The sequence below is a fragment of the Streptomyces sp. NPDC006711 genome, assembly GCF_042869775.1.
GTDB lineage: Bacteria > Actinomycetota > Actinomycetes > Streptomycetales > Streptomycetaceae > Streptomyces.
Genome location: NZ_JBIAGO010000001.1, coordinates 67,428 through 85,020 on the forward strand (window position 1 = coordinate 67,428; position 17,593 = coordinate 85,020).

The 17,593-nt window shown below is 71.3% G+C and carries 20 protein-coding genes; 12 read left to right on the forward strand and 8 right to left on the reverse strand.

Going from position 1 to position 17,593, the window contains the following annotated elements:
• Positions 1 to 104 precede the first annotated feature (104 nt).
• The 5 genes from ACFYM2_RS00295 to ACFYM2_RS00315 form a co-directional block, all read right to left on the reverse strand.
• Positions 105 to 1,916 carry an alpha/beta hydrolase gene (locus ACFYM2_RS00295; protein ID WP_388832092.1) on the reverse strand — a complete coding sequence of 604 codons (1,812 nt, stop codon included), beginning with the start codon at positions 1,914 to 1,916 and terminating at the stop codon, positions 105 to 107.
• A gap of 4 nt (positions 1,917 to 1,920) precedes the next feature.
• Complete coding sequence (locus tag ACFYM2_RS00300; protein WP_359007971.1) at positions 1,921 to 2,346, reverse strand: hypothetical protein; 426 nt, start codon at positions 2,344 to 2,346, stop codon at positions 1,921 to 1,923.
• Between the two features lie 216 nt (positions 2,347 to 2,562).
• Complete coding sequence (locus ACFYM2_RS00305; protein WP_388832095.1) at positions 2,563 to 2,976, reverse strand: PaaI family thioesterase; 414 nt, start codon at positions 2,974 to 2,976, stop codon at positions 2,563 to 2,565.
• Between the two features lie 96 nt (positions 2,977 to 3,072).
• Positions 3,073 to 3,609: a Repetin gene (locus ACFYM2_RS00310; RefSeq protein ID WP_388832098.1), complete on the reverse strand. Its 537-nt coding sequence runs from the start codon at positions 3,607 to 3,609 to the stop codon at positions 3,073 to 3,075.
• Positions 3,610 to 3,804: 195 nt separating this feature from the next.
• Complete coding sequence (locus ACFYM2_RS00315) at positions 3,805 to 4,308, reverse strand: ATP-binding protein (protein WP_388832102.1); 504 nt, start codon at positions 4,306 to 4,308, stop codon at positions 3,805 to 3,807.
• A 129-nt stretch (positions 4,309 to 4,437) separates the two neighbouring features.
• Between ACFYM2_RS00315 and ACFYM2_RS00320 the strand changes: the two genes are divergently transcribed.
• The 3 genes from ACFYM2_RS00320 to ACFYM2_RS00330 are packed head-to-tail and all read left to right on the forward strand — an operon-like array spanning position 4,438 to position 5,721.
• The gene (locus ACFYM2_RS00320; protein ID WP_359007983.1) at positions 4,438 to 5,268 is read left to right on the forward strand and encodes a helix-turn-helix transcriptional regulator; all 831 of its coding nucleotides are present in this window, start codon (positions 4,438 to 4,440) and stop codon (positions 5,266 to 5,268) included.
• Positions 5,265 to 5,474, forward strand: coding sequence for a DUF397 domain-containing protein (locus ACFYM2_RS00325; protein ID WP_388832106.1), 210 nt, complete (start codon positions 5,265 to 5,267; stop codon positions 5,472 to 5,474). The genes ACFYM2_RS00320 and ACFYM2_RS00325 overlap by 4 nt, the downstream gene beginning before the upstream one ends.
• A gap of 37 nt (positions 5,475 to 5,511) precedes the next feature.
• Complete coding sequence (locus tag ACFYM2_RS00330; protein ID WP_388832109.1) at positions 5,512 to 5,721, forward strand: DUF397 domain-containing protein; 210 nt, start codon at positions 5,512 to 5,514, stop codon at positions 5,719 to 5,721.
• Between the two features lie 76 nt (positions 5,722 to 5,797).
• Here ACFYM2_RS00330 and ACFYM2_RS00335 read toward each other — a convergent pair whose 3' ends face one another.
• On the reverse strand, positions 5,798 to 7,015 hold the full coding sequence (locus ACFYM2_RS00335) for an amidohydrolase family protein (RefSeq protein WP_388832111.1): 1,218 nt from the start codon (positions 7,013 to 7,015) through the stop codon (positions 5,798 to 5,800).
• 231 nt (positions 7,016 to 7,246) lie between these two features.
• Here ACFYM2_RS00335 and ACFYM2_RS00340 point away from each other — a divergent pair, with 231 nt between their 5' ends.
• The 5 genes from ACFYM2_RS00340 to ACFYM2_RS00360 all read left to right on the forward strand — a co-directional run bounded on the left by ACFYM2_RS00340 (position 7,247) and on the right by ACFYM2_RS00360 (position 11,852).
• Positions 7,247 to 10,258, forward strand: a complete 3,012-nt coding sequence (locus tag ACFYM2_RS00340) for a BTAD domain-containing putative transcriptional regulator (protein ID WP_388832114.1) — start codon at positions 7,247 to 7,249, stop codon at positions 10,256 to 10,258.
• A 203-nt stretch (positions 10,259 to 10,461) separates the two neighbouring features.
• On the forward strand, positions 10,462 to 10,671 hold the full coding sequence (locus tag ACFYM2_RS00345) for a hypothetical protein (RefSeq protein WP_350230973.1): 210 nt from the start codon (positions 10,462 to 10,464) through the stop codon (positions 10,669 to 10,671).
• Between the two features lie 194 nt (positions 10,672 to 10,865).
• Positions 10,866 to 11,021, forward strand: a complete 156-nt coding sequence (locus ACFYM2_RS00350; protein ID WP_388832117.1) for a hypothetical protein — start codon at positions 10,866 to 10,868, stop codon at positions 11,019 to 11,021.
• Between the two features lie 209 nt (positions 11,022 to 11,230).
• Positions 11,231 to 11,590 carry a hypothetical protein gene (locus tag ACFYM2_RS00355; RefSeq protein WP_359007999.1) on the forward strand — a complete coding sequence of 120 codons (360 nt, stop codon included), beginning with the start codon at positions 11,231 to 11,233 and terminating at the stop codon, positions 11,588 to 11,590.
• Positions 11,583 to 11,852 (forward strand): hypothetical protein, encoded by a 270-nt coding sequence (locus ACFYM2_RS00360; protein ID WP_388832120.1) that lies wholly within the window; start codon positions 11,583 to 11,585, stop codon positions 11,850 to 11,852. Before ACFYM2_RS00355 ends, ACFYM2_RS00360 begins: the two co-directional genes overlap by 8 nt.
• Here the strand turns inward: ACFYM2_RS00360 and ACFYM2_RS00365 are convergent.
• Positions 11,841 to 13,436, reverse strand: coding sequence for a FadD3 family acyl-CoA ligase (locus ACFYM2_RS00365; RefSeq protein WP_388832123.1), 1,596 nt, complete (start codon positions 13,434 to 13,436; stop codon positions 11,841 to 11,843). The two genes, ACFYM2_RS00360 and ACFYM2_RS00365, sit on opposite strands and share 12 nt — an antisense overlap.
• 90 nt (positions 13,437 to 13,526) lie before the next feature.
• On the opposite strand from ACFYM2_RS00365, the gene ACFYM2_RS00370 reads away from it, so the two are divergent.
• The 3 genes from ACFYM2_RS00370 to ACFYM2_RS00380 are packed head-to-tail and all read left to right on the forward strand — an operon-like array spanning position 13,527 to position 15,880.
• Positions 13,527 to 14,675: a lipid-transfer protein gene (locus ACFYM2_RS00370; protein WP_388832126.1), complete on the forward strand. Its 1,149-nt coding sequence runs from the start codon at positions 13,527 to 13,529 to the stop codon at positions 14,673 to 14,675.
• A 3-nt stretch (positions 14,676 to 14,678) separates the two neighbouring features.
• Complete coding sequence (locus ACFYM2_RS00375; protein ID WP_359008010.1) at positions 14,679 to 15,110, forward strand: OB-fold domain-containing protein; 432 nt, start codon at positions 14,679 to 14,681, stop codon at positions 15,108 to 15,110.
• Positions 15,107 to 15,880, forward strand: coding sequence for an enoyl-CoA hydratase/isomerase family protein (locus tag ACFYM2_RS00380; RefSeq protein ID WP_359008013.1), 774 nt, complete (start codon positions 15,107 to 15,109; stop codon positions 15,878 to 15,880). The genes ACFYM2_RS00375 and ACFYM2_RS00380 overlap by 4 nt, the downstream gene beginning before the upstream one ends.
• Positions 15,881 to 15,919: 39 nt before the next feature.
• On the opposite strand, the gene ACFYM2_RS00385 is transcribed toward ACFYM2_RS00380, so the two are convergent.
• Positions 15,920 to 16,471, reverse strand: a complete 552-nt coding sequence (locus ACFYM2_RS00385; protein ID WP_388832130.1) for a hypothetical protein — start codon at positions 16,469 to 16,471, stop codon at positions 15,920 to 15,922.
• A 140-nt stretch (positions 16,472 to 16,611) separates the two neighbouring features.
• Between ACFYM2_RS00385 and ACFYM2_RS00390 the strand changes: the two genes are divergently transcribed.
• Positions 16,612 to 17,262 (forward strand): hypothetical protein, encoded by a 651-nt coding sequence (locus tag ACFYM2_RS00390; RefSeq protein WP_388832133.1) that lies wholly within the window; start codon positions 16,612 to 16,614, stop codon positions 17,260 to 17,262.
• The last annotated feature ends 331 nt before the right edge of the window (positions 17,263 to 17,593 follow it).

Sequence of the window (17,593 nt, forward strand, 5' to 3'; positions counted from 1 at the left end):
TCTTCACAACGGTGATTCGCAATCGGTCGGACCGGGAACAGCCGGTCGGATTCACTGATGGCACCGCCCCGAACGGGTCGGTCCGCCTGCCTCCGCAATCTTCATCAGCGCATATGATCCCAGTGATGCGACGGCTCCTTCAGCCTCACATTGTCGCTGTGCCCCGAGACGATCAGCCCCTGATTCAGAAGGCTGGTGCTTTTCTCTTTCCAGTACTCACTATGCCCATGGATGTCGCCTGTTGCCATCTGGTTAGCACCGAACTCTTCATCACTTGGGATGATCCATGGTCCGTCCCAATCGGTTCCTCCGTGTGCGAATCGACCGATATCTGGGACAGGATCGCCTTCGGCCTCCAAATTCCAGACATGCCCCTTGGGTACGTCCATCTGTTCCGCCTTGGGCACCTGAACCCCTGGGCTTCCTGCCAGAATCACGTCATCTGCGTGCAATGTTCCCTGTCGAGCGGCTGCCCCGATCAGCGTAGTGCCGTACGAATGACCGATCGCGGTGCGGTGGGCCGGCGCATCCCCGGTGTGCGAAGCGTCAAGACCATCCATGAACTTGTTGAAAGCCGGGGCCCCATCATTCGCATAGTGGCTGAACGGTGCATCTTTCACGACATCAGACGGAGCGTCGTAGCCGAGCCAAGTAATGGTGGAGACCGGCTCGCCGACGGCGGCCTTTCCATCGGCCGCACGCCACACGCTGCCCATTCGATCGATAGCCCCACCAATGTTGCTCAGGTTAGCTGTCGTTCCGGGTACGTACACGGCCTGATGGACAGCCGTGTCCGGGTTTCCATTGGCGATGATCGCCCGACCATTACCCTCGGGGCTGAACCCCAGTAGATATGCTTCAGGCAGGCCCTTACTCGCGGAACTGTCGAAGCGAGTCTGAATGGCGTCCATGCCTTGCAGCGATGCCGTAAGGTGGCCGTATCTCGCGCCGTGCGCCCTGTACCAGTCCATCCACTCATCGGTGTGGACCTTCGACGCGTACCCACCCGCGTTGATCCACGTCCACTCGTCGGCGGGTGGCTTGGGCATCGCGTCCAACTCCGTCTGGTACTGGCCCCTGGTCTCGTCGAGAACGTAGCGATTGGCCTCGTCCCGCGCTGCGGCAGGCAGCCCGTCGAGGGCGCCGACAATCTCAGGGTGGGCAGACGTCCACGCCTCCTGCTGATCCGGGTCCAGCTTGCTCCACCAACTGGCGTTGTCCTTGGGGTCACCGTCCTTCGGGGGCTGCGGCAGGGAATCCAGGTAGTGGCGGCCCGCCTCGCGGACGCCCTCCATGTCCTTCTGCACATCCGCCCAGTCCTGTTCGGAGACGGTCAGATCGTCGTCCGCCTTGAGGGCGCGCAGCGCCGGCGCCCACTTCTGGTCCGCCTCCGTGGCCTCCCTCAGCGCCTCCGCTATTCGGTTGGCGATGTCCTGGGCGATCGCATAGTTCGGGTTGGGGTCGAAGACACCCGCCTGTCGCTGGAGCGCACGTGCCTGTTCGGAGAGGGTGCCGCTCGCCGCGCCGGGCGCCGTTGGCGGGCCACCGGGCCCGGAGCTCATTGCTGGATACGCCACCGAGCCGTCCGCCCCCACGGTGAATTTGTGCTCGTCCGCATCCGCAAGGGCCCGCTCCAGCTTGGCCTGCGCCGGTCTGACGTCCGCCGCGAAGGCGTTCAGGGCGGTGCTGATCAGGCCACACTCCGCTTGCATGTAGTGGAAGTCCTGGGTCAGCTCCAGCAACCGCGTAACTGCGGCGTCGGCCGCTTCGCCGTTGAGGGAATGCTGCATTTGCGGCGTGATGCGACGCTCCAGCGCGTCTTTCGCCTGGCTCGCCATGTTGCTGGTGGAGCGGTACCCGAGGGACGCCTCCTCGAACTCGTGCGGCTTGAGGGTCTTCAGCGCCTCCACGTCCATCGGATCACCGCCCCCTGCCGCCGATTGCGGGTGTGTCCTGATCCTGCGTGCTCGGCGACCCGAACAGACCCAGCACGCCCTTGTCCGTCAGGAACAAGTCGCTACCCGCCCGCCCCAGCCCGCCGCGCAGTCTCTGGCAACGGTCCGCCACCATCTCCAAATAGGTCTTCCAGCTCTGGTAGACCTCGGACTGGGCCGCCGCGGTCTCCACCCCGCCGCCTGTGGCCAGCCCATGCTGCCCCAGGTCCAGGGCGCTCAGCGCACTGTTCACGTCATTCGCGAGCCCAGCGACCGCGTTGGCCGCAGACGTCCACGCGCTCTGGGAACCTTTGACGTCCATCGCGCCCCCGCTGCCCGGCCCCGTACTCGCCAGCCGCATCGCCACGGCGTCCCGTTTGAGCTGGGCCCACTCCTCCTCGAACGAACTCACCCGTCCCCTCCCCCTCGTGCGCCTCGTCTTCGCCAGCGTCACGCTAAAGGGGGTGGAGTGGCCTCTCATGAGTACGCGTACTCAAACACCACCGCCGGTGCGCAGCCGGTCAGGTGGCGGGAAGTACGTACCCGGCGATCGGGGGGGGACGGGAGCGCAGCCGACACGCGTGCCTGCCTTCCGCTTCGGCATCAGCGCGCGGAAGGCTGACTCGCCTCAGCCGAGCAGGGCGTACACCGTGGTCGCCCGGGCGGCCGGCTCCTCGGTGTTCTCGGCGGTCATGGCGATCTCGGCGAAGGCCATGCGCCGGCCCAGCTTGGTGACGCGGGCATCGATCAGTACGTCGGCGCCGGTCACCGGACGCATGAAGCTCGTGGACTGCTGCACGGTCGTCATCGGCCCGTACGCCCCGCGCGCCGAGGCCACCGCGATCACGGTGGCGGTGTCGGCGGCGGCCATCAGCGCCTGCCCGCTGATCCCGCCCCCGTCCCGGGCGAGCGCGTCGCTCCACGGCAGGCGCAGCACCGCGTGCCGCTCCCCCGTCTCCTCCACGCGCAGTCCGAGACCGAGCACCCAGGGCGCGAAGTTGTCGGCCAGGACCTTCTCTGCTTGAGCAGGGCTCAACGTCATGGGCCCCATCGTGACGGCGCCCAGACCCTTTGTCAGCGCCCCTGGACGAGCATCAGGGTGTCTCCGGAAGCACCGTTGGCCTTCAGGATGACGGGGCTACAACTTCGGCTGCCACGGGACGACCGTGAAGTCACCCGTGCCCTGCTTGACCTTCTCGAAGGGCGCCGAACTCACGCACTTGGGCATGTCGCCAGTCTCCACGGGCGTGCCGGTCGCGGCCCAGCTGTAGCCGAGCCGGTCGTGGCGGCCGAGGTCATCGACGGTGACGCCGACCTGCTTTCCCTTGGCGCCGGGCAGGTCCGAGTCCGTGATGACGCCCGAGACCACGGCCACCTTGCCACCGGTGACGAGGCAGTTGACCTTCGCCTTCGCCCAGGCGCCGTGGCCGTCGCGGTAGTGGCTCCACTCGAAGGTGCCCGTCGCCTTGAGCGGGTCATCGTTGTCCTTCGTCGCCAGATGCGCGTCGAAGGAGAACGTGATGTCGTCCCCGGCCGACCGGTACAGCTTCGCGGTGCCGGTCAGGGCGGCGGCTTCCCGCCGGTCGTCACCGGACGCGGCGGCGGATCCCGTTGCCACGGCAGCGGTGAGCACAAGCGTGACACCGAGCACGGCGGTCTTCGTACGGCGGTTCATAACGGTCCTCGGGTTGTAGGTGGGTCGATCGGACGGCTCCCACTCTCCCGGCGCCGCGCTCCCGCCACATCACGCCCGAGGCGGCAACGGGTTCCGCCGCCGGGCGGGGGAGGCGTTCGCGGTCTGCGACTTCAGAGGTACGCGCGCGTACGACCGGGGTCGCGCACCGGCTCATCACGGGTGCCCGACGCCGGTTCAGCGGTCGGCCGGGGCGGCGTGGTGGCCGTGGGAGGGTCGGACGGCCCCCTCGCCGCTCTCCGCGTACGGCGGCGCGCCGCCCCCGCCCGCGCCGTTTCCTGACCTCGCGGGCAGCTCCGCCCACACCGTCTTGCACGGGCCCGGGCCTGTGAGGACGCCCCAGCGGGTGGCGTACGCCGCCACGAGCAGCAGCCCCCGGCCCGATTCGGCCCAGGGCTCCGCCCGTGCGACGGGCAGCCGGTCACCGCGCGCGTCCACCATCTCGATGCGCAGGGCCCCCGGGGTGTCCCGCAGCACGAGGCGCATGTCCCGGCCGGGCACCCGCCCGTGCAGTACGGCATTGGACGCCAGCTCGGCCACGACATGCTGGGCGTCTTCGAACTCCCGTCCCCAGCGGCGCAGTTGCTCGACCAGCAGAATGCGGGCCAGCCGCGCACCGCGCCGTGTGCAGGAGAGCTGAACACTGAACTCACGTACCCCTTGGGCCGTTTCCTCTTTCACATCACTCAGCGTGGTCGCGTCCGCTTACGCTGACCAGTAATCGCATGCGTACGCAGAGTTTCTGTCCCGGCTCTGTCCGGTGGCGTCCCGGCTGCGCAGGGGTACGGCTTCGCTCGGAGGTGGTTGCAGATGAGTGACGACAGGGGCACGGACGCGGACGACGAAGCCTGCGCAGTGGCGGCGGCGATCGGACGTCAGCTCAAACTCTGGCGCGAGCAGGCTGGGTTGACGGCGGGCGAGTTCGGCGCGGCAATCGGTTACGGCGAGGATCTGGTCTACAAGGTAGAGGGCGGTCGCAGGATCCCGCGCCCGGAGTATCTGGACGAAGCGGATCGGGTGCTCCGCGCCGGCGGCAGGCTGTCGGCGATGAAGGAAGATGTGGCCGTCGCGCGATACCCGAAGATGGTGCGCGAGCTGGCCAAGCTGGAGGCGCAGGCAGTGGAACTGTGCATGTACACCACGCACAACATCCATGGGTTGTTGCAGACGGAGGACTACGCGCGCGCACTGCTGCGGACGCTGCGGCCCGCGTACTCGCAGGACGAACTGGAACGGATGGTCGCCGCGAGGGTGGCTCGGCGCTCCATCTTCGACCGTACGCCTGCCCCCGAACTGAGCTTCGTGCAAGAGGAGGTGACGCTGCGGCGGCCGATCGGAGGATCGGACGTGCTACGTCGACAGCTTGAACGGCTGCTGGAGATGGCGGAGCTACCGAACGTAGAGCTTCAGGTGATGCCTACGTCCCGGGCAGACCACCCGGGGACGGCGGGCTTGATCCAGGTGCTGAAGTTCGCCAACGGCTCGGCTGCTGCTCGCGCGGATGGCGAATTCGGCGGTCGACCGATCTCGGAACCGCGCCATCTCCGTATCCTGGAACTGCGCTATGGCAGCATCCGGGCCCGGGCTCTCACTCCGGACGAGTCACGAGCCTTCATCAAGCGAGTGCTGGGAGAAACATGATCCGCGAGTACGCCTCCATCGAAGGCACCGAGCTGACGTGGTTCAAGAGCACCTACAGCAGCAGCAGCGACGGCAACGACTGCATCGAAGTCGCGACCACCCCCCGCACCATCCACATCCGTGACTCCAAGACCCCCGAAGGCAGCCGCCTCGGCGTCACCCCGCGCACCTGGAACGCCTTCGTCTCCTACGCGGCCAGCCACTGAGCCCGCATCCCACAACGCGTGACGGGAGAAGCGAATCGTGAAGGACGAATCCTCCGCCGTCTACGGCACCGAACTGACGTGGTTCAAGAGCAGCTACAGCAGCAGCAACAACGGCGAGGACTGCGTAGAAGTCGCCGCCACCCGCCGCACCATCCACATCCGCGACTCCAAGTACCCCGACGGTGACCTCCTCTGCGTCCCCCCGGGCACCTGGGCCGCATTCGTCACCTACGCGGCCGCAGGCTAGGGGTCGGGCCCGGGCCCCGTGGGCGCCCGGGCTACACCCACCCCCCCCCGTCAGCCCCGCAGGGCACCGCCCGGGTCTACGGCCGCCACAGCCCCTCCCCCGTAAGCCCCAGCAGGGCAATCGCATTGCCCCGCACAATCCGCTCCACCACGTCCCCCGCCAGGTGGCCCATCTGCGCCTCGCCGACCTCCTTCGACTTGGGCCACGTCGAGTCCGAGTGCGGGTAGTCCGTTTCGTACAGGACGTTGCCCACGCCGATCGCGTCCAGGTTGCGCAGCCCGAACGCGTCGTCGAAGAAGCAGCCGTACACGTGGTCCGCGAAGAGTTCGGACGGGGGGCGGTGGACCTTGTCCGCCACGCCGCCCCAGCCCCGGTTCTCCTCCCACACCACGTCCGCGCGCTCCAGGATGTACGGGATCCAGCCGATCTGGCCCTCCGCGTACATGACCTTGAGGTTGGGGAAGCGTTCGAACTTGCCGCTCATCAGCCAATCGACCATCGAGAAGCAGCAGTTGGCGAACGTGATGGTCGAGCCGACGGCCGGCGGGGCGTCCTGCGAGGTGGAGGGCATCCTGCTGGACGAGCCGATGTGCATGGCGATCACCGTGCCGGTCTCGTCGCACGCCGCGAGGAAGGGGTCCCAGGCGTCGGTGTGGATGGAGGGCAGGCCCAGGTGCGGGGGTATCTCGGAGAAGGCGACCGCGCGCACACCCCGCGCGGCGTTGCGGCGGACCTCGGCGGCGGCGAGGCGGGCGTCCCACAGCGGGATCAGGGTGAGCGGGACCAGGCGGCCGTGGGCGTCGGGGCCGCACCACTCCTCCACCATCCAGTCGTTGTACGCGCGCACCGCGAGCAGCGCGAGTTCGCGGTCGGGCGCCTCGGTGAAGGTCTGGCCGCAGAAGCGCGGGAAGGTGGGGAAGCAGAGCGCGGACTGGACGTGGTTGACGTCCATGTCCGCCAGGCGCGCGGTGACGTCGTAGGAGCCCGGTCGCATCTGCTCGTAGGTGATGACTTCGAGCCGGATCTCGTCCCGGTCGTAGCCGACGGCCGTGTCGAGGCGGGTCAGCGGGCGGTGCAGGTCCTCGTACACCCACCAGTCGCCGATCGGCCCGTCGTCGCCCTTCGCGCCCATGACCGGCGCGAACTTGCCGCCCAGGAAGGTCATTTCCTTCAGCGGGGCCCGGACAACGCGCGGGCCGCTCTCCCGGTACCTGGACGGGAGGCGGTCCCGCCAGACGCCAGGGGGCTCCACCGTGTGGTCGTCCACCGAGATTATCTTCGGGAAGGTCTCCATGTCCTCTACGGTAGAGGGAATCTGACGATCCGTCAGCTCCCCGCGCGCACGCCTCACGCCCCGCCCGGGCCGCCGCGTCCCGCACGAAACGCGGGGGGACAGCGCTTGCGATGAGTGTGCAGGGCATGTGTCGAAGCCTTGTGCAGAGGGTCACCCGCTGCTGACGCGACCCCTCCGGACAGGGCAGACTGGCGGGGAGCAATCCAGGAGTACGGGGGTACAGGGGGAGCTATGGACCGTGACGGCGGGACGCGCGTTCCGGAGCAGCGCGCTCCGGTACCGCCGCCGCAGCACGCGACGGGGGACCTCGCCCAGGCGGCGGACGAGCACGGCCCGGCGGCATCCGGCGCCGGGCTCCGCTTCGGCGTACTCGGACCGGTACGGGCCTGGCGGGGTGAGCAGCCCCTGCCGTCCGGCTCTCCGCAGCAGCGCGCCCTGCTCGCCGCCCTGCTCCTGCGCGACGGCCACACCGCCACCGCGGCCGAACTCATCGACGCCATCTGGGGCGAGGACCCGCCCTCCCAGGCCCTGGCCGCGCTCCGTACGTACGCCTCCCGGCTGCGCAAGGTGCTGGACCCCGGGGTCCTGGTCAGCGAGTCCGGCGGTTACGCGATCCGGGCCGGCGCCGCCACTCTCGACCTCAACGAGGCGCAGGAGCTGGCGACCGCCGCCGAGAAGGCGCGGACCGGCGGCGATCAGAGCCGCGCCCGCGCGCTCCTGAACAGGGCGCTCGCACACTGGGACGGCGAACCCCTGGCCAACGTGCCGGGCCCGTACGCCGAGAACCAGCGCACCCGGCTGTCCGAGTGGCGCCTCCAGCTCACCGAGACGCGACTCGACCTGGACCTGGAGGCGGGCTGCCACGCCGAGGCCGTCTCCGAGCTGACCGCGCTGACCGCCGCCCACCCGCTGCGCGAGCGGCTGCGCGAACTGCTGATGCTGGCCCTGTACCGCAGTGGCCGCCAGGCCGAAGCGCTCGCGGTGTACGCCGACACCCGGCGGCTGCTCGCCGACGAGCTCGGCGTGGACCCCCGGCCCGAGCTCGCCCGGCTCCAGCACCGCATCCTGCGCGCGGACGAGGACCTGGCCCGGCCGCCCGCCGACGCGCCCACCTTCGCCCCGGCCCCGGTCCGCCCGGCCCAACTCCCGGCCTCCGTACCGGACTTCACCGGACGCGCCTCCTTCGTACGCGAGCTCACCTCGCGGCTCGCCAGCGCCGAGACCACGGTCATGGCGGTCTCCGCGCTGGCCGGCATCGGCGGCGTCGGCAAGACCACGCTCGCCGTGCACGTCGCCCACGCGGCCCGGCCGCACTTCCCCGACGGGCAGCTCTACATCGACCTCCAGGGCGCCGGCGCGCAGGCCACCGAACCCGAGACGGTACTCGGCGCCTTCCTGCGCGCGCTCGGCACACCCGACCCGGCGATCCCCGACTCGATGGCCGAGCGCGCGGCCCTGTTCCGCTCCACGCTCGACGGCCGCCGGGTCCTGGTGCTGCTCGACAACGCCCGGGACGCGGCGCAGATCCGGCCGCTGCTTCCGGGCACCGCGGGCTGCGCCGCCCTCGTCACCAGCCGCAACCGGATGGTCGACCTGGCCGGCGCGCACCTCGTCGACCTGGACGTGATGTCCCCCGACGAGGCGTTGCAGCTCTTCACCAGGATCGTCGGTACCGAGCGCGTCTGCGCGGAGCGCGAGGCGGCCCTCGACGTGGTCGCCGCCTGCGGCTTCCTACCGCTCGCCATCCGCATCGCGGCCTCCCGCCTCGCCTCGCGCCGCACCTGGACGGTCTCCGTCCTGGCCGCGAAGCTCGCCGACGAGCGGCGCCGCCTGGACGAGCTCCAGGCCGGTGACCTCGCGGTCAAGGCCACCTTCGAGCTCGGCTACGGCCAGCTGGAGCCCGCCCAGGCCCGCGCCTTCCGCCTGCTCGGCCTGCCCGACGGGCCCGACATCTCCCTGGCCGCCGCGGCCGCCGTCCTCGACCTCCCCGAGCAGGAGACCGAGGATCTGCTGGAGTCGCTGGTCGACACGTCCCTGGTGGAGTCCGCCGCGCCGGGCCGCTACCGCTACCACGACCTGGTGCGGCTGTACGCCCGCTCGTGCGCCGAGCGCGACGAACAGCCGCCGCAGGAGCGGGAGTTGGCGCTTTCGCGGCTGCTGGACTTCTATCTGGCGACGGCCTCGGGCGTGTACGCGCTGGAACGCCCGGGCGATCGCCTGGTGGACCACCTGGAGCCGACCGGACGCGTCGGCGTGCGCTTCGAGGAGCCCCACGCCGCCCAGGACTGGATGTACGCCGAAGCCGTCCCGCTCCTGGCCTGCGTACGGCAGGCGGCGAGCCGGCCCGCCTTCCTGCGCCGGGCCGGGGACCTCCTGTGGGCCGCCCTCGACCTCGCGGAGTCGGGCACCAACTCCAAGGAGTACGTGGCCAGTGGCACCGCGCTCCAGGCGGCCGCCCACGCCTGCGGGGACGTACGGGCGGAGGGGCGCGTCCTGACCGCGCTGGCCAACGCCCGGCACACGGCGGGCGGGTTCGACCAGGCGGACCTCGACGCGGCGGAGGGCATGCGCCTGTCCCAGCTCGCCGCGGACTCCCTGCCCGGCTGCTGGGCCCCCAACATCCGGGGCGTCGTCGCGCTCTACCAGAACCGGTACGCCGAGGGCGAGCAGCACCTGACGACGGCGATCGAGAACTACTCCCGTGGCGGGGACCGGCCCGGCGAGGCGAGCGCGCTGTGCAACCTGTCGCGGATCCATCTGGCCATGGGCCGCACGGCCAGCGCCGTGGCCCTCGCCCAGAACGGCCTCGACATCTACGACGGGCTCGGCAATTCGCTGCGGGGCGCCAACGCCCGTTACGCGCTGGGGCTCGCCCTGGCGAAGGACGGACAGTACGCCGAGGCGGTCCGCCGGCTGCGGGAGGCCCTTGAGGTGTTCCGCGACAGCCGCCAGCACCTGTGGGAGGGCATGGCCCTGTTCCGCCTCGCCGAGGTGGACTTCGCCGCCCGGCGCCCGGCCCAGGCGGCGGCGAACGCGGAGATGGCGCTGACCCGCCTGCGCGGCATAGGGGGCGAGTGGCGCCGGGGCAACGTCCTGACGGTGCTCGGCCGGGCGCTGGACGGCATCGGACAGAGCGGGCGGGCCCAGGTCTGCTGGCGGGAGTCGCTGGAACTGTTCGACGCGCTGGGCTCGCCGGAGGCCGAGACCGTCCGCGCCCTGCTGGCCCCCGCGCGCGCCGCATAGGCGCGGGGCTGGCCGTTCATCGTTCGTTTATCGCCGTCCGGCACTCTTCTACTCAGTCGTTCCGTGCAGCCGGGGGGCCGGCGGAAGGACTGAGAGCCGCGGTATTAGTCTCAGCGGCTCCGAGGGACCCGTCCGGACACCATCGGGGGAGCGGCCGGGCGGGTCCGTTCCGATCCATCAGTACCGCCAACGGGAGAGTCACCATGGGCGACATCAAGAGCACCGAACCGGTCATCAAGCCACTGGACGTCCACGCCACGACCACGGCCGACGACGGCACGTTCACGCCGCTGGACGTGCACGCCACCGGCGTCGGGGGCGCCGGCACCGTCAAGCCCCTGGACGTCCACGCGACGGCCACCGGCGCGGCCTCGACGAACGACGTCCACGCGACGGCGGAACCGGTCAACTGACTTTTCTCAGCGGGGGGACGGCCGCGACGGCGCGGAGGGGGAGCCGTCGCGGCCGCCGCATGTCCAGGACCGGTCCGCTCCGCGCCCACCGGTCCGGGCATTCGCCGGTCCTTGAGCGCCGGGACCGGCGATCATTCATACGGTCGACACCCACTCACGCACAACCAACACCCCGTACCGCACCTGGAGTTGCCATGATCCGCGCCACCCGCCTGCTCGCCACGCTCGCCGTCGTCATAACGGCGGCGGTCGGCGCCGCCGCCCCCGCCCTCGCCGCCCCGCGCGTCGCGGCCGGCACCCTGGACATCCACGCCACGGTGATCACGCCGCAGGACATCCACGCCACCTGAGCCCGCCACGGCGGCGCGGGAAGGGGACGGCCGCAGCCGTTCGTCCCGGTCTCGTGCCGCCCGGCCGGTGTCCCCCGCGCCGTCGGACGGGCTGGACATCGTGGCGCCCGCCGCACCCCCGAGCCTCGCCTCCGCGCTCTTCTTCCACAGCCCGCAGCAGCCCGCCACGGGTGCCGTACTGTGGCCCTGGCACCTCAGGAGGGACCAGGATGAGCGCACAGCACACCGAGCCCGGCGGGCCTCTCGTCCCGCGTCCGGAACGCAGCCCTGCCGCGCTCCGCGTGGCTCTGGCCCAGGTCGCGCCGCACCGGCTGGCCGAGATGGAGCTACAGAAGGACGAGGCGATCGCCCTCGCCGCGCGAACCGCTTCCCTCGGCCCGATCGTCCAGTTCCTGGAGTCCTGGGCCATCGTGATCGAGATCGCCCGCTTCCCCGCCATCGCCGCGCGTCTGCGCTCGGCCGAGTACGCCGCGCAGGTCCTCGACCGCGACGATCCCGCGTGGCGGGAAGCCCTGGAGGAGATCCGGGCCGTCCACCTGATGGCCCGGGAGTCGCTGACGGATGTCTGAGTGGCGCTGGGAGTACGAGCCCGACGAGACCCACGTGGTCGGCGGCGAGACGCCGCCGCCGGCCGAGCTGATCGCCGAGGTACGCCTGCGCGCCGCCGAGATCGTGCGAGCAGCAGCGGCTCTGCACCTGGACGGCACGCGCTATCAAGGAGTGGGAGACGGTGTGCAGACCGCCTTCGTGCCCGGCGGCATGTTCCTCTACCTGACCATTGCGCGGCACCAGTGCGTGTACGTCCTCCAGGTAACGGCCTCACCCATCTGACCGGTAACCGCCCCGCAGCTCCCCCTTCACCACCTTCCCGCTCGCGTTGCGCGGGAGTTCGGGGACGAACTCGACCTCCCTCGGCACCTTGTAGTTGGCCATCTCGCGGCGGCACCAGGCGATGAGGTCGTCGGCCGTCGCCGGTGAGCCGGGGCGGCGGACCACGTAGGCGCGGCCCACTTCGCCCAGGCGCGCGTCCGGGACGCCGATCACCGCCACGTCGGCCACCGCCGGGTGCAGGCCGAGCAGTCGCTCTATCTCGGCGGGGTAGGCGTTGAAGCCGCCGACGATGAACATGTCCTTGATCCGGTCGGTGACGCGCAGGTTGCCCGCGCCGTCCAGGACGCCGATGTCGCCCGTGCGCAGCCAGCCGTCCTCGTCGATCACCTCGGCCGTCCGCTTCGGGTCCTCGAAATAGCCCCGCATCACATGGAAGCCGCGGACCTCGATCTCGCCGGGCTCGCCATCGGCGGCCAGGACCCGCACCTCGGTGCCGGGGATCGCGCGGCCCGAGGTCGAGGCGATGACCTCCGCCGGATCGCCCCGGCGGCACATCGTGACGATCCCGCTCGCCTCGGAGAGCCCGTACGCGGTCAGGACGGTAGCCACGCCCAGCTCGTCCCGCAGGCGCTCCACCAGGCGCAGCGGCACCACCGCCGCGCCCGTCACCACCAGCCTCAGCGCGCTCAGGTCGTACTGGTCGCGGGCGGGGTGGTCCAGGAGCGCCTGGTGCAGGGTGGGCGGGCCCGGCAGGACCGAGACGCGTTCGGCGGCGATGTTGGCGAGGGCCGTCTCGGCGTCGAACACGGGCTGCGGCACCATCGTCGCGCCCCGCATCAGACAGGCGAGGACGCCCGCCTTGTAGCCGAAGGTGTGGAAGAACGGGTTCACGATCAGATAGCGGTCGCCTTCGCGCAGACCCGCGAGGCCGGCCCAGATCTCGTAGCAGCGCAGCGTCTGGGCGTGGGTGATCACCGCTCCCTTGGGGTGGCCGGTGGTGCCGGAGGTGTAGACGATGTCGCAGGGCGCGTCCGGGTCGATGGCGGCCGCGCGCGCCGCCACCCGCGCGCCCGGGACGCCTTCGCCGCCGGCCAGGAAGTCCTTCCAGGTGCGAAAGGCGTCGGGCGCGTCGTCGGCGAGGACCACCACCTGCTCCAGATGCGGCAGCGAGGGCAGCGGGCCGGTGCCGGGGCCCTCGGCCGTGGCGCGGCGCAGCGAGGCGACGTAGGAGGTGCCGAGGAAGGTGCCGGTGATGAACAGGAGCCTGGCGCGGGAACCGCGCAGGACGTACGCCGCCTCCGCTCCCTTGAACCGGGTGTTCAGCGGCACGAGCACCGCGCCCGCGCTCACCGCGCCGAGCGCCGCGACGATCCAGTCGGCGGTGTTGGGCGCCCACAGCGCGACCCGGTCGCCCGGCTCCACCCCGGCCGCCACGCACGCGGCCGCCGCCCGCTCCACCCGCTCGCCGAGCTCCGCGTAGGAGATCCGGCTCCGGCCCTCGACGACCGCCTCCCGCTCGCCGTAGCGCCCCGCCGCGCTCCGTACCAGATTCGCGATCGTGCCCCACTCCAGGTCCCCGCGCATCGAAACCCTCCCCAGGCCAGCTGACTATCCGTCAGATTAGCTGTAGCCTCCTGCGCTGTCAGTACGGGTGACGCTCGTGGAGGTGGGGCCATGGCCACGTTGAAGGACGCGACAGCCATAGTCGGGATCGGGCAGACGCCGTTCGCCAGGCACCTGCCCGAATCCGAGAAGACGCTGGCGTGCCGGGCGATCCTCGCCGCCCTCGACGACGCGGGCATCGAGGCGTCGGAGGTGGACGCGTTCGCCTCGTACACGATGGAGGAGACCGACGAGGTCGAGGTCGCCAAGTCCATCGGCGCGGGGGACGTGACCTTCTTCAGCAAGGTCGGCTACGGCGGCGGCGGTTCCTGCGCGACCGTGGGACACCTGGCCGCAGCGATCGCCACCGGGCAGGCGGGCGTCGGGGTGGCCTGGCGCTCCCGCAAGCGCGGCAGCGGGCCGAGGCCATGGAAGAACACCGCGGTTCAGCTTCCCACCCCGGCCCAGTGGACCCGCCCCTTCGGGCTGCTCAGGCCCGCCGACGAGATCGGCATGCTGGCCCGGCGCTACTTCCACGAGTACGGCGCCACCCGCGACCACCTCTTCAACGTGGCCCTCGCCTGCCGCAACCGCGCCAACCAGAACCCGGCCGCGATCATGTACGAGCGCCCGCTGACCCGCGAGATGTACATGACCTCGCGCTGGATCAGCGAACCGCTCTGCCTCTTCGACAACTGCCTTGAGACGGACGGGGCGTTGGCGTGCGTCGTCGTCTCCGCCGAGCGGGCCCGCGACTGCCGGCAGCGGCCCGTGTACGTGCACTCCGTCGCCCAGGGCCTGCCCGCCCAGCACCACGGCATGGTCAACTACTGGAACGACGACCCGCTGACCGGACCCGCCTGGACCGCCGCGCGCCACCTGTGGAAGCAGGCCGACTTCGGGCCCGACGACATCGACGTGGCCCAGATCTACGACGCGTTCACCCCGCTGATCCCGCTCTCCCTCGAAGGCTACGGCTTCTGCGGGCGCGGCGAGGGCGGCGCCTTCACCGAGGGCGGCGCCCTGGAGATCGGCGGACGGCTGCCCCTCAACACCGGCGGCGGCGGCCTGAGCGAGGCCTACGTCCACGGCTTCAACCTCATCAACGAAGGCGTCAAGCAACTGCGCGGCGCCGGCACCGCCCAGGTCCCCGACGCCGCCACCTGCCTGGTCACCGCCGGTGAGGGCGTGCCCACCTCCGCCCTTCTGCTGAGGAGTTGAGAGATGCTGACACCGGTACCCGACGACGACGGCGCGCCGTTCTGGGAGTACGCCGCCCGAGGCGAGCTGCGCGTCCAGGCCTGCGCCGCACCCGGCTGCGGCCGCCTCCGCTTCCCGCCCCGGCCGTGCTGCCCGCACTGCCGGTCCTTCGCGAGCGAGTGGCGCCGCGTCTGCGGACGCGGCCGCCTCTGGTCCTACGTCCTGCCCCACCCCCCGCTGCTGCCCGACTACGCGGCGGTGGCCCCCTACAACGCGGTGATCGTCGAGCTCGCCGATGACCCGCTGATCCGGCTCGTCGGCAACGTGGTCGCCGAGCCGGACGCGCCGCTGGACTCGGTCGACCCCGCCCGGCTGCGGATCGGGGCCCGGGTGCAGGTGGCGTTCACCGAGGTCGACGGGGTGAGCGTGCCGCGCTGGCTCCTGGAGCGGGCGTGAGCGTCCTGGTGGCGCGCGACCGGGAGAGCGGCGTCGCGGTCGTCACCCTGGACCGGCCCGAGCGCCTGAACGCGATCGACCTGGAGACGGCCGCCCAACTGGCCTCGATCTGGCGCGAGTTGCGGTTCGACGACACCGTACGCGCGGTCGTCCTGACCGGGGCGGGCGAGCGCGCCTTCTGCACCGGGATCGACCGCGCGGCCCAGGTGGCGCAGCCCACGTCGCCGTACTCGACCGACGATCCCCTGCTCACGATCGGCCCCAAGGCCAACGACCTGTGGAAACCGGTGATCGCGGCCGTGCGCGGGATGGCCTGCGGCGGGGCGTTCTACCTGCTCGGCGAGGCGGAGTTCGTGATCGCGGCCGACGACGCCACGTTCTTCGACCCGCACACCACCTACGGCATGGTCAGCGCGTACGAGTCGATGTATCTGGCGCTGCGGATGCCGCACGGCGAGGCGGCCCGGCTCGCGCTCATGGGCACGGCCGAGCGGATGAGTGCGCGGCGGGCGCACGAGATCGGTTTCGTCAGCGAAGTGACGGCGCCCGGCGCGGAGTTGGAGGCCGCTGTGCGCTGCGCGCAGACGATCGCCTCATTCCCGACGGAGGCCGTGCAGGGGACCGTACGGTCGGTGTGGGCCGCGCAGGAGGCCGCCCTCGCCCAGGCCCACTCCCGCGCGCCCGCGTTCGTCGCGCTCGGGAACCTGCCGCCGCCACGCCAGGCCGAGCTGTTCGGCGCGCGCCGCTCGAAGGGCTTCCGGACGCGGTGAGCGGGGGGGGCGGTTGCTCAGGTGGGCGGCGGCGGGCCGCTAGGCGGGCCGGACCGTGGCTTCGCAGTGGTCCACGCGGGCGATCAGCTCGGGGTGGTCCATCGGCACGGTGATGTCCCGGGAGGCGCCGGGGCCCAGGTTCACCGTGGTGGATCCCTCGTCGACGAGGGCGTCGGCCGCGTCGCGGAAGGTGACCTCCACGCGGTAGCGCCGGCTGCCGGAACCGCTGCTCACCGTCACGTGCACGGTGGAGCTCGTGAGGTTCTGGGCGGCGGAGGCGCACGCGGTGACGACCGAGGTGGTAGCGGTGGTCGTCCCCGAGACCGAGCCGCCGCCGGGGCCCGGGGTGGAGCCGGTGGGGTTGCCGGTGGTGGAGCCGTTGGCGTAACCGGTGGTGGAGCCGTCAGCGGGGCCGGTGGCGGACGTACTGCCGCCACTACCTGAATCGTCGTTGCTCTTACGGGAGTTGGAGCAACCGCCGCCCGAACTCGCGTGGTGGCCGTTGCCGTGACCGCCGTGACTGGAGAACCCCGTCAGCGCGAGCACCGTACCTATGAGTACGGCCGCGCATTTCATCCCGCGACGCAGCACGTCGCCCCCCTCCCGAGACCGGCCGACACCCTAACAGTGGTCCGCGTCGGAGGCGGGCCGGACCAGTGGGCTCCGGGTAGCGGAGGGCCCGCACCGGGCGTAGCGTCAGCAGCGAGAGCCGTCTGTGAGGAGGGCCGGAGATGGTGCGAGATGTCCGTGGTGTCCTCGGGTCGATCCTCGCTCTCATCGGAGCGGCGGCCGCCGTCTGGAGCCCCTTCCGTGCCTGGTACGACGGCCGTCACGGTAGCGCGTACCGCATCGACGACCTGTTCTCCGGCATCTCCGCCGACAAGGCGGAGGTGGCCGGTTCGATGCTGCTCCCCTTTGCCTTCGCGGCCCTGGTGACGCTGGTGGGCTTGGTGCTGCGCTCGCGCGCGCTCGTGATCGTCGCGGGTCTCGTCGTGCTCGGTTTCACCGTGCTGTGGATGGTGCGGCAGGGGCAGGCGGCGGGGAGTCTGACCGTGGACTCGTCCGGCAAGGGGTTGGGCCAGGGGGTCGGGCTCGCGCTGGGCGGCGGGCTGGTGATGCTGCTTGGGGCGGCGCTGATGGCTTCGCGGCGGGGTGGGGGTGCGGCGGGCGCGGCGGGCGTTGCGGGTGGGGCGCCGGGTGAGCGGGGGTATCCGGCAGGGCACCGGGCCCGGCATGGGCGTCGTGGGCCCGGCCCTGAGGGGTTGCGTGAGGAGGGGGCGCGTGAGGAGGGGTTGCGCGAGGGTCCGCCCCCGGGTGAGCCGGACCCGGGTGGGCCTCCTCCGGATGCGCCGCCGTCTCCGCCGGGGGCGCCCCACCGGTAGGGCGGGGCGAGGTACGGGTGGCTGGAGCTTTGCGCAATTCCCCGCGCCCCTGAGCATCCGGTGCGGGCCGGCGTGCGGGTGCCTGGGCGTTATGCGCAGTTCCCCGCGCCCCTGAGCATCTGGTGTGGGCCCGCGTGCGGGTGCCTGGGCGTTATGCGCAGTTCCCCGCGCCCCTGGCAGGGCTCGTGCTGGCCCGCATGGGCAACCTCAGCCCGTGCCGCTGAGCATCTAGTGTGGGCCACCATAGGCATCCCCAGCCCGTCCGGCGTTTGAGGACGAGCGCCTTCAGCGCGAACGGGGTCTGGGGCGGAGCCCCAGGGACCTTCGGGTG

Bases quoted from the DNA above. Each gene is read 5' to 3' on its own strand.
- ACFYM2_RS00295 (WP_388832092.1), bottom strand. From the start codon at position 1,916: ATGGACGTGGAGGCGCTGAAGACCCTCAAGCCGCACGAGTTCGAGGAG.
- ACFYM2_RS00305 (WP_388832095.1), bottom strand. From the start codon at position 2,976: ATGACGTTGAGCCCTGCTCAAGCAGAGAAGGTCCTGGCCGACAACTTC.
- ACFYM2_RS00310 (WP_388832098.1), bottom strand. From the start codon at position 3,609: ATGAACCGCCGTACGAAGACCGCCGTGCTCGGTGTCACGCTTGTGCTC.
- ACFYM2_RS00320 (WP_359007983.1), top strand. From the start codon at position 4,438: ATGAGTGACGACAGGGGCACGGACGCGGACGACGAAGCCTGCGCAGTG.
- ACFYM2_RS00325 (WP_388832106.1), top strand. From the start codon at position 5,265: ATGATCCGCGAGTACGCCTCCATCGAAGGCACCGAGCTGACGTGGTTC.
- ACFYM2_RS00335 (WP_388832111.1), bottom strand. From the start codon at position 7,015: ATGGAGACCTTCCCGAAGATAATCTCGGTGGACGACCACACGGTGGAG.
- ACFYM2_RS00340 (WP_388832114.1), top strand. From the start codon at position 7,247: ATGGACCGTGACGGCGGGACGCGCGTTCCGGAGCAGCGCGCTCCGGTA.
- ACFYM2_RS00345 (WP_350230973.1), top strand. From the start codon at position 10,462: ATGGGCGACATCAAGAGCACCGAACCGGTCATCAAGCCACTGGACGTC.
- ACFYM2_RS00350 (WP_388832117.1), top strand. From the start codon at position 10,866: ATGATCCGCGCCACCCGCCTGCTCGCCACGCTCGCCGTCGTCATAACG.
- ACFYM2_RS00355 (WP_359007999.1), top strand. From the start codon at position 11,231: ATGAGCGCACAGCACACCGAGCCCGGCGGGCCTCTCGTCCCGCGTCCG.
- ACFYM2_RS00360 (WP_388832120.1), top strand. From the start codon at position 11,583: ATGTCTGAGTGGCGCTGGGAGTACGAGCCCGACGAGACCCACGTGGTC.
- ACFYM2_RS00365 (WP_388832123.1), bottom strand. From the start codon at position 13,436: ATGCGCGGGGACCTGGAGTGGGGCACGATCGCGAATCTGGTACGGAGC.
- ACFYM2_RS00370 (WP_388832126.1), top strand. From the start codon at position 13,527: ATGGCCACGTTGAAGGACGCGACAGCCATAGTCGGGATCGGGCAGACG.
- ACFYM2_RS00375 (WP_359008010.1), top strand. From the start codon at position 14,679: ATGCTGACACCGGTACCCGACGACGACGGCGCGCCGTTCTGGGAGTAC.
- ACFYM2_RS00390 (WP_388832133.1), top strand. From the start codon at position 16,612: ATGGTGCGAGATGTCCGTGGTGTCCTCGGGTCGATCCTCGCTCTCATC.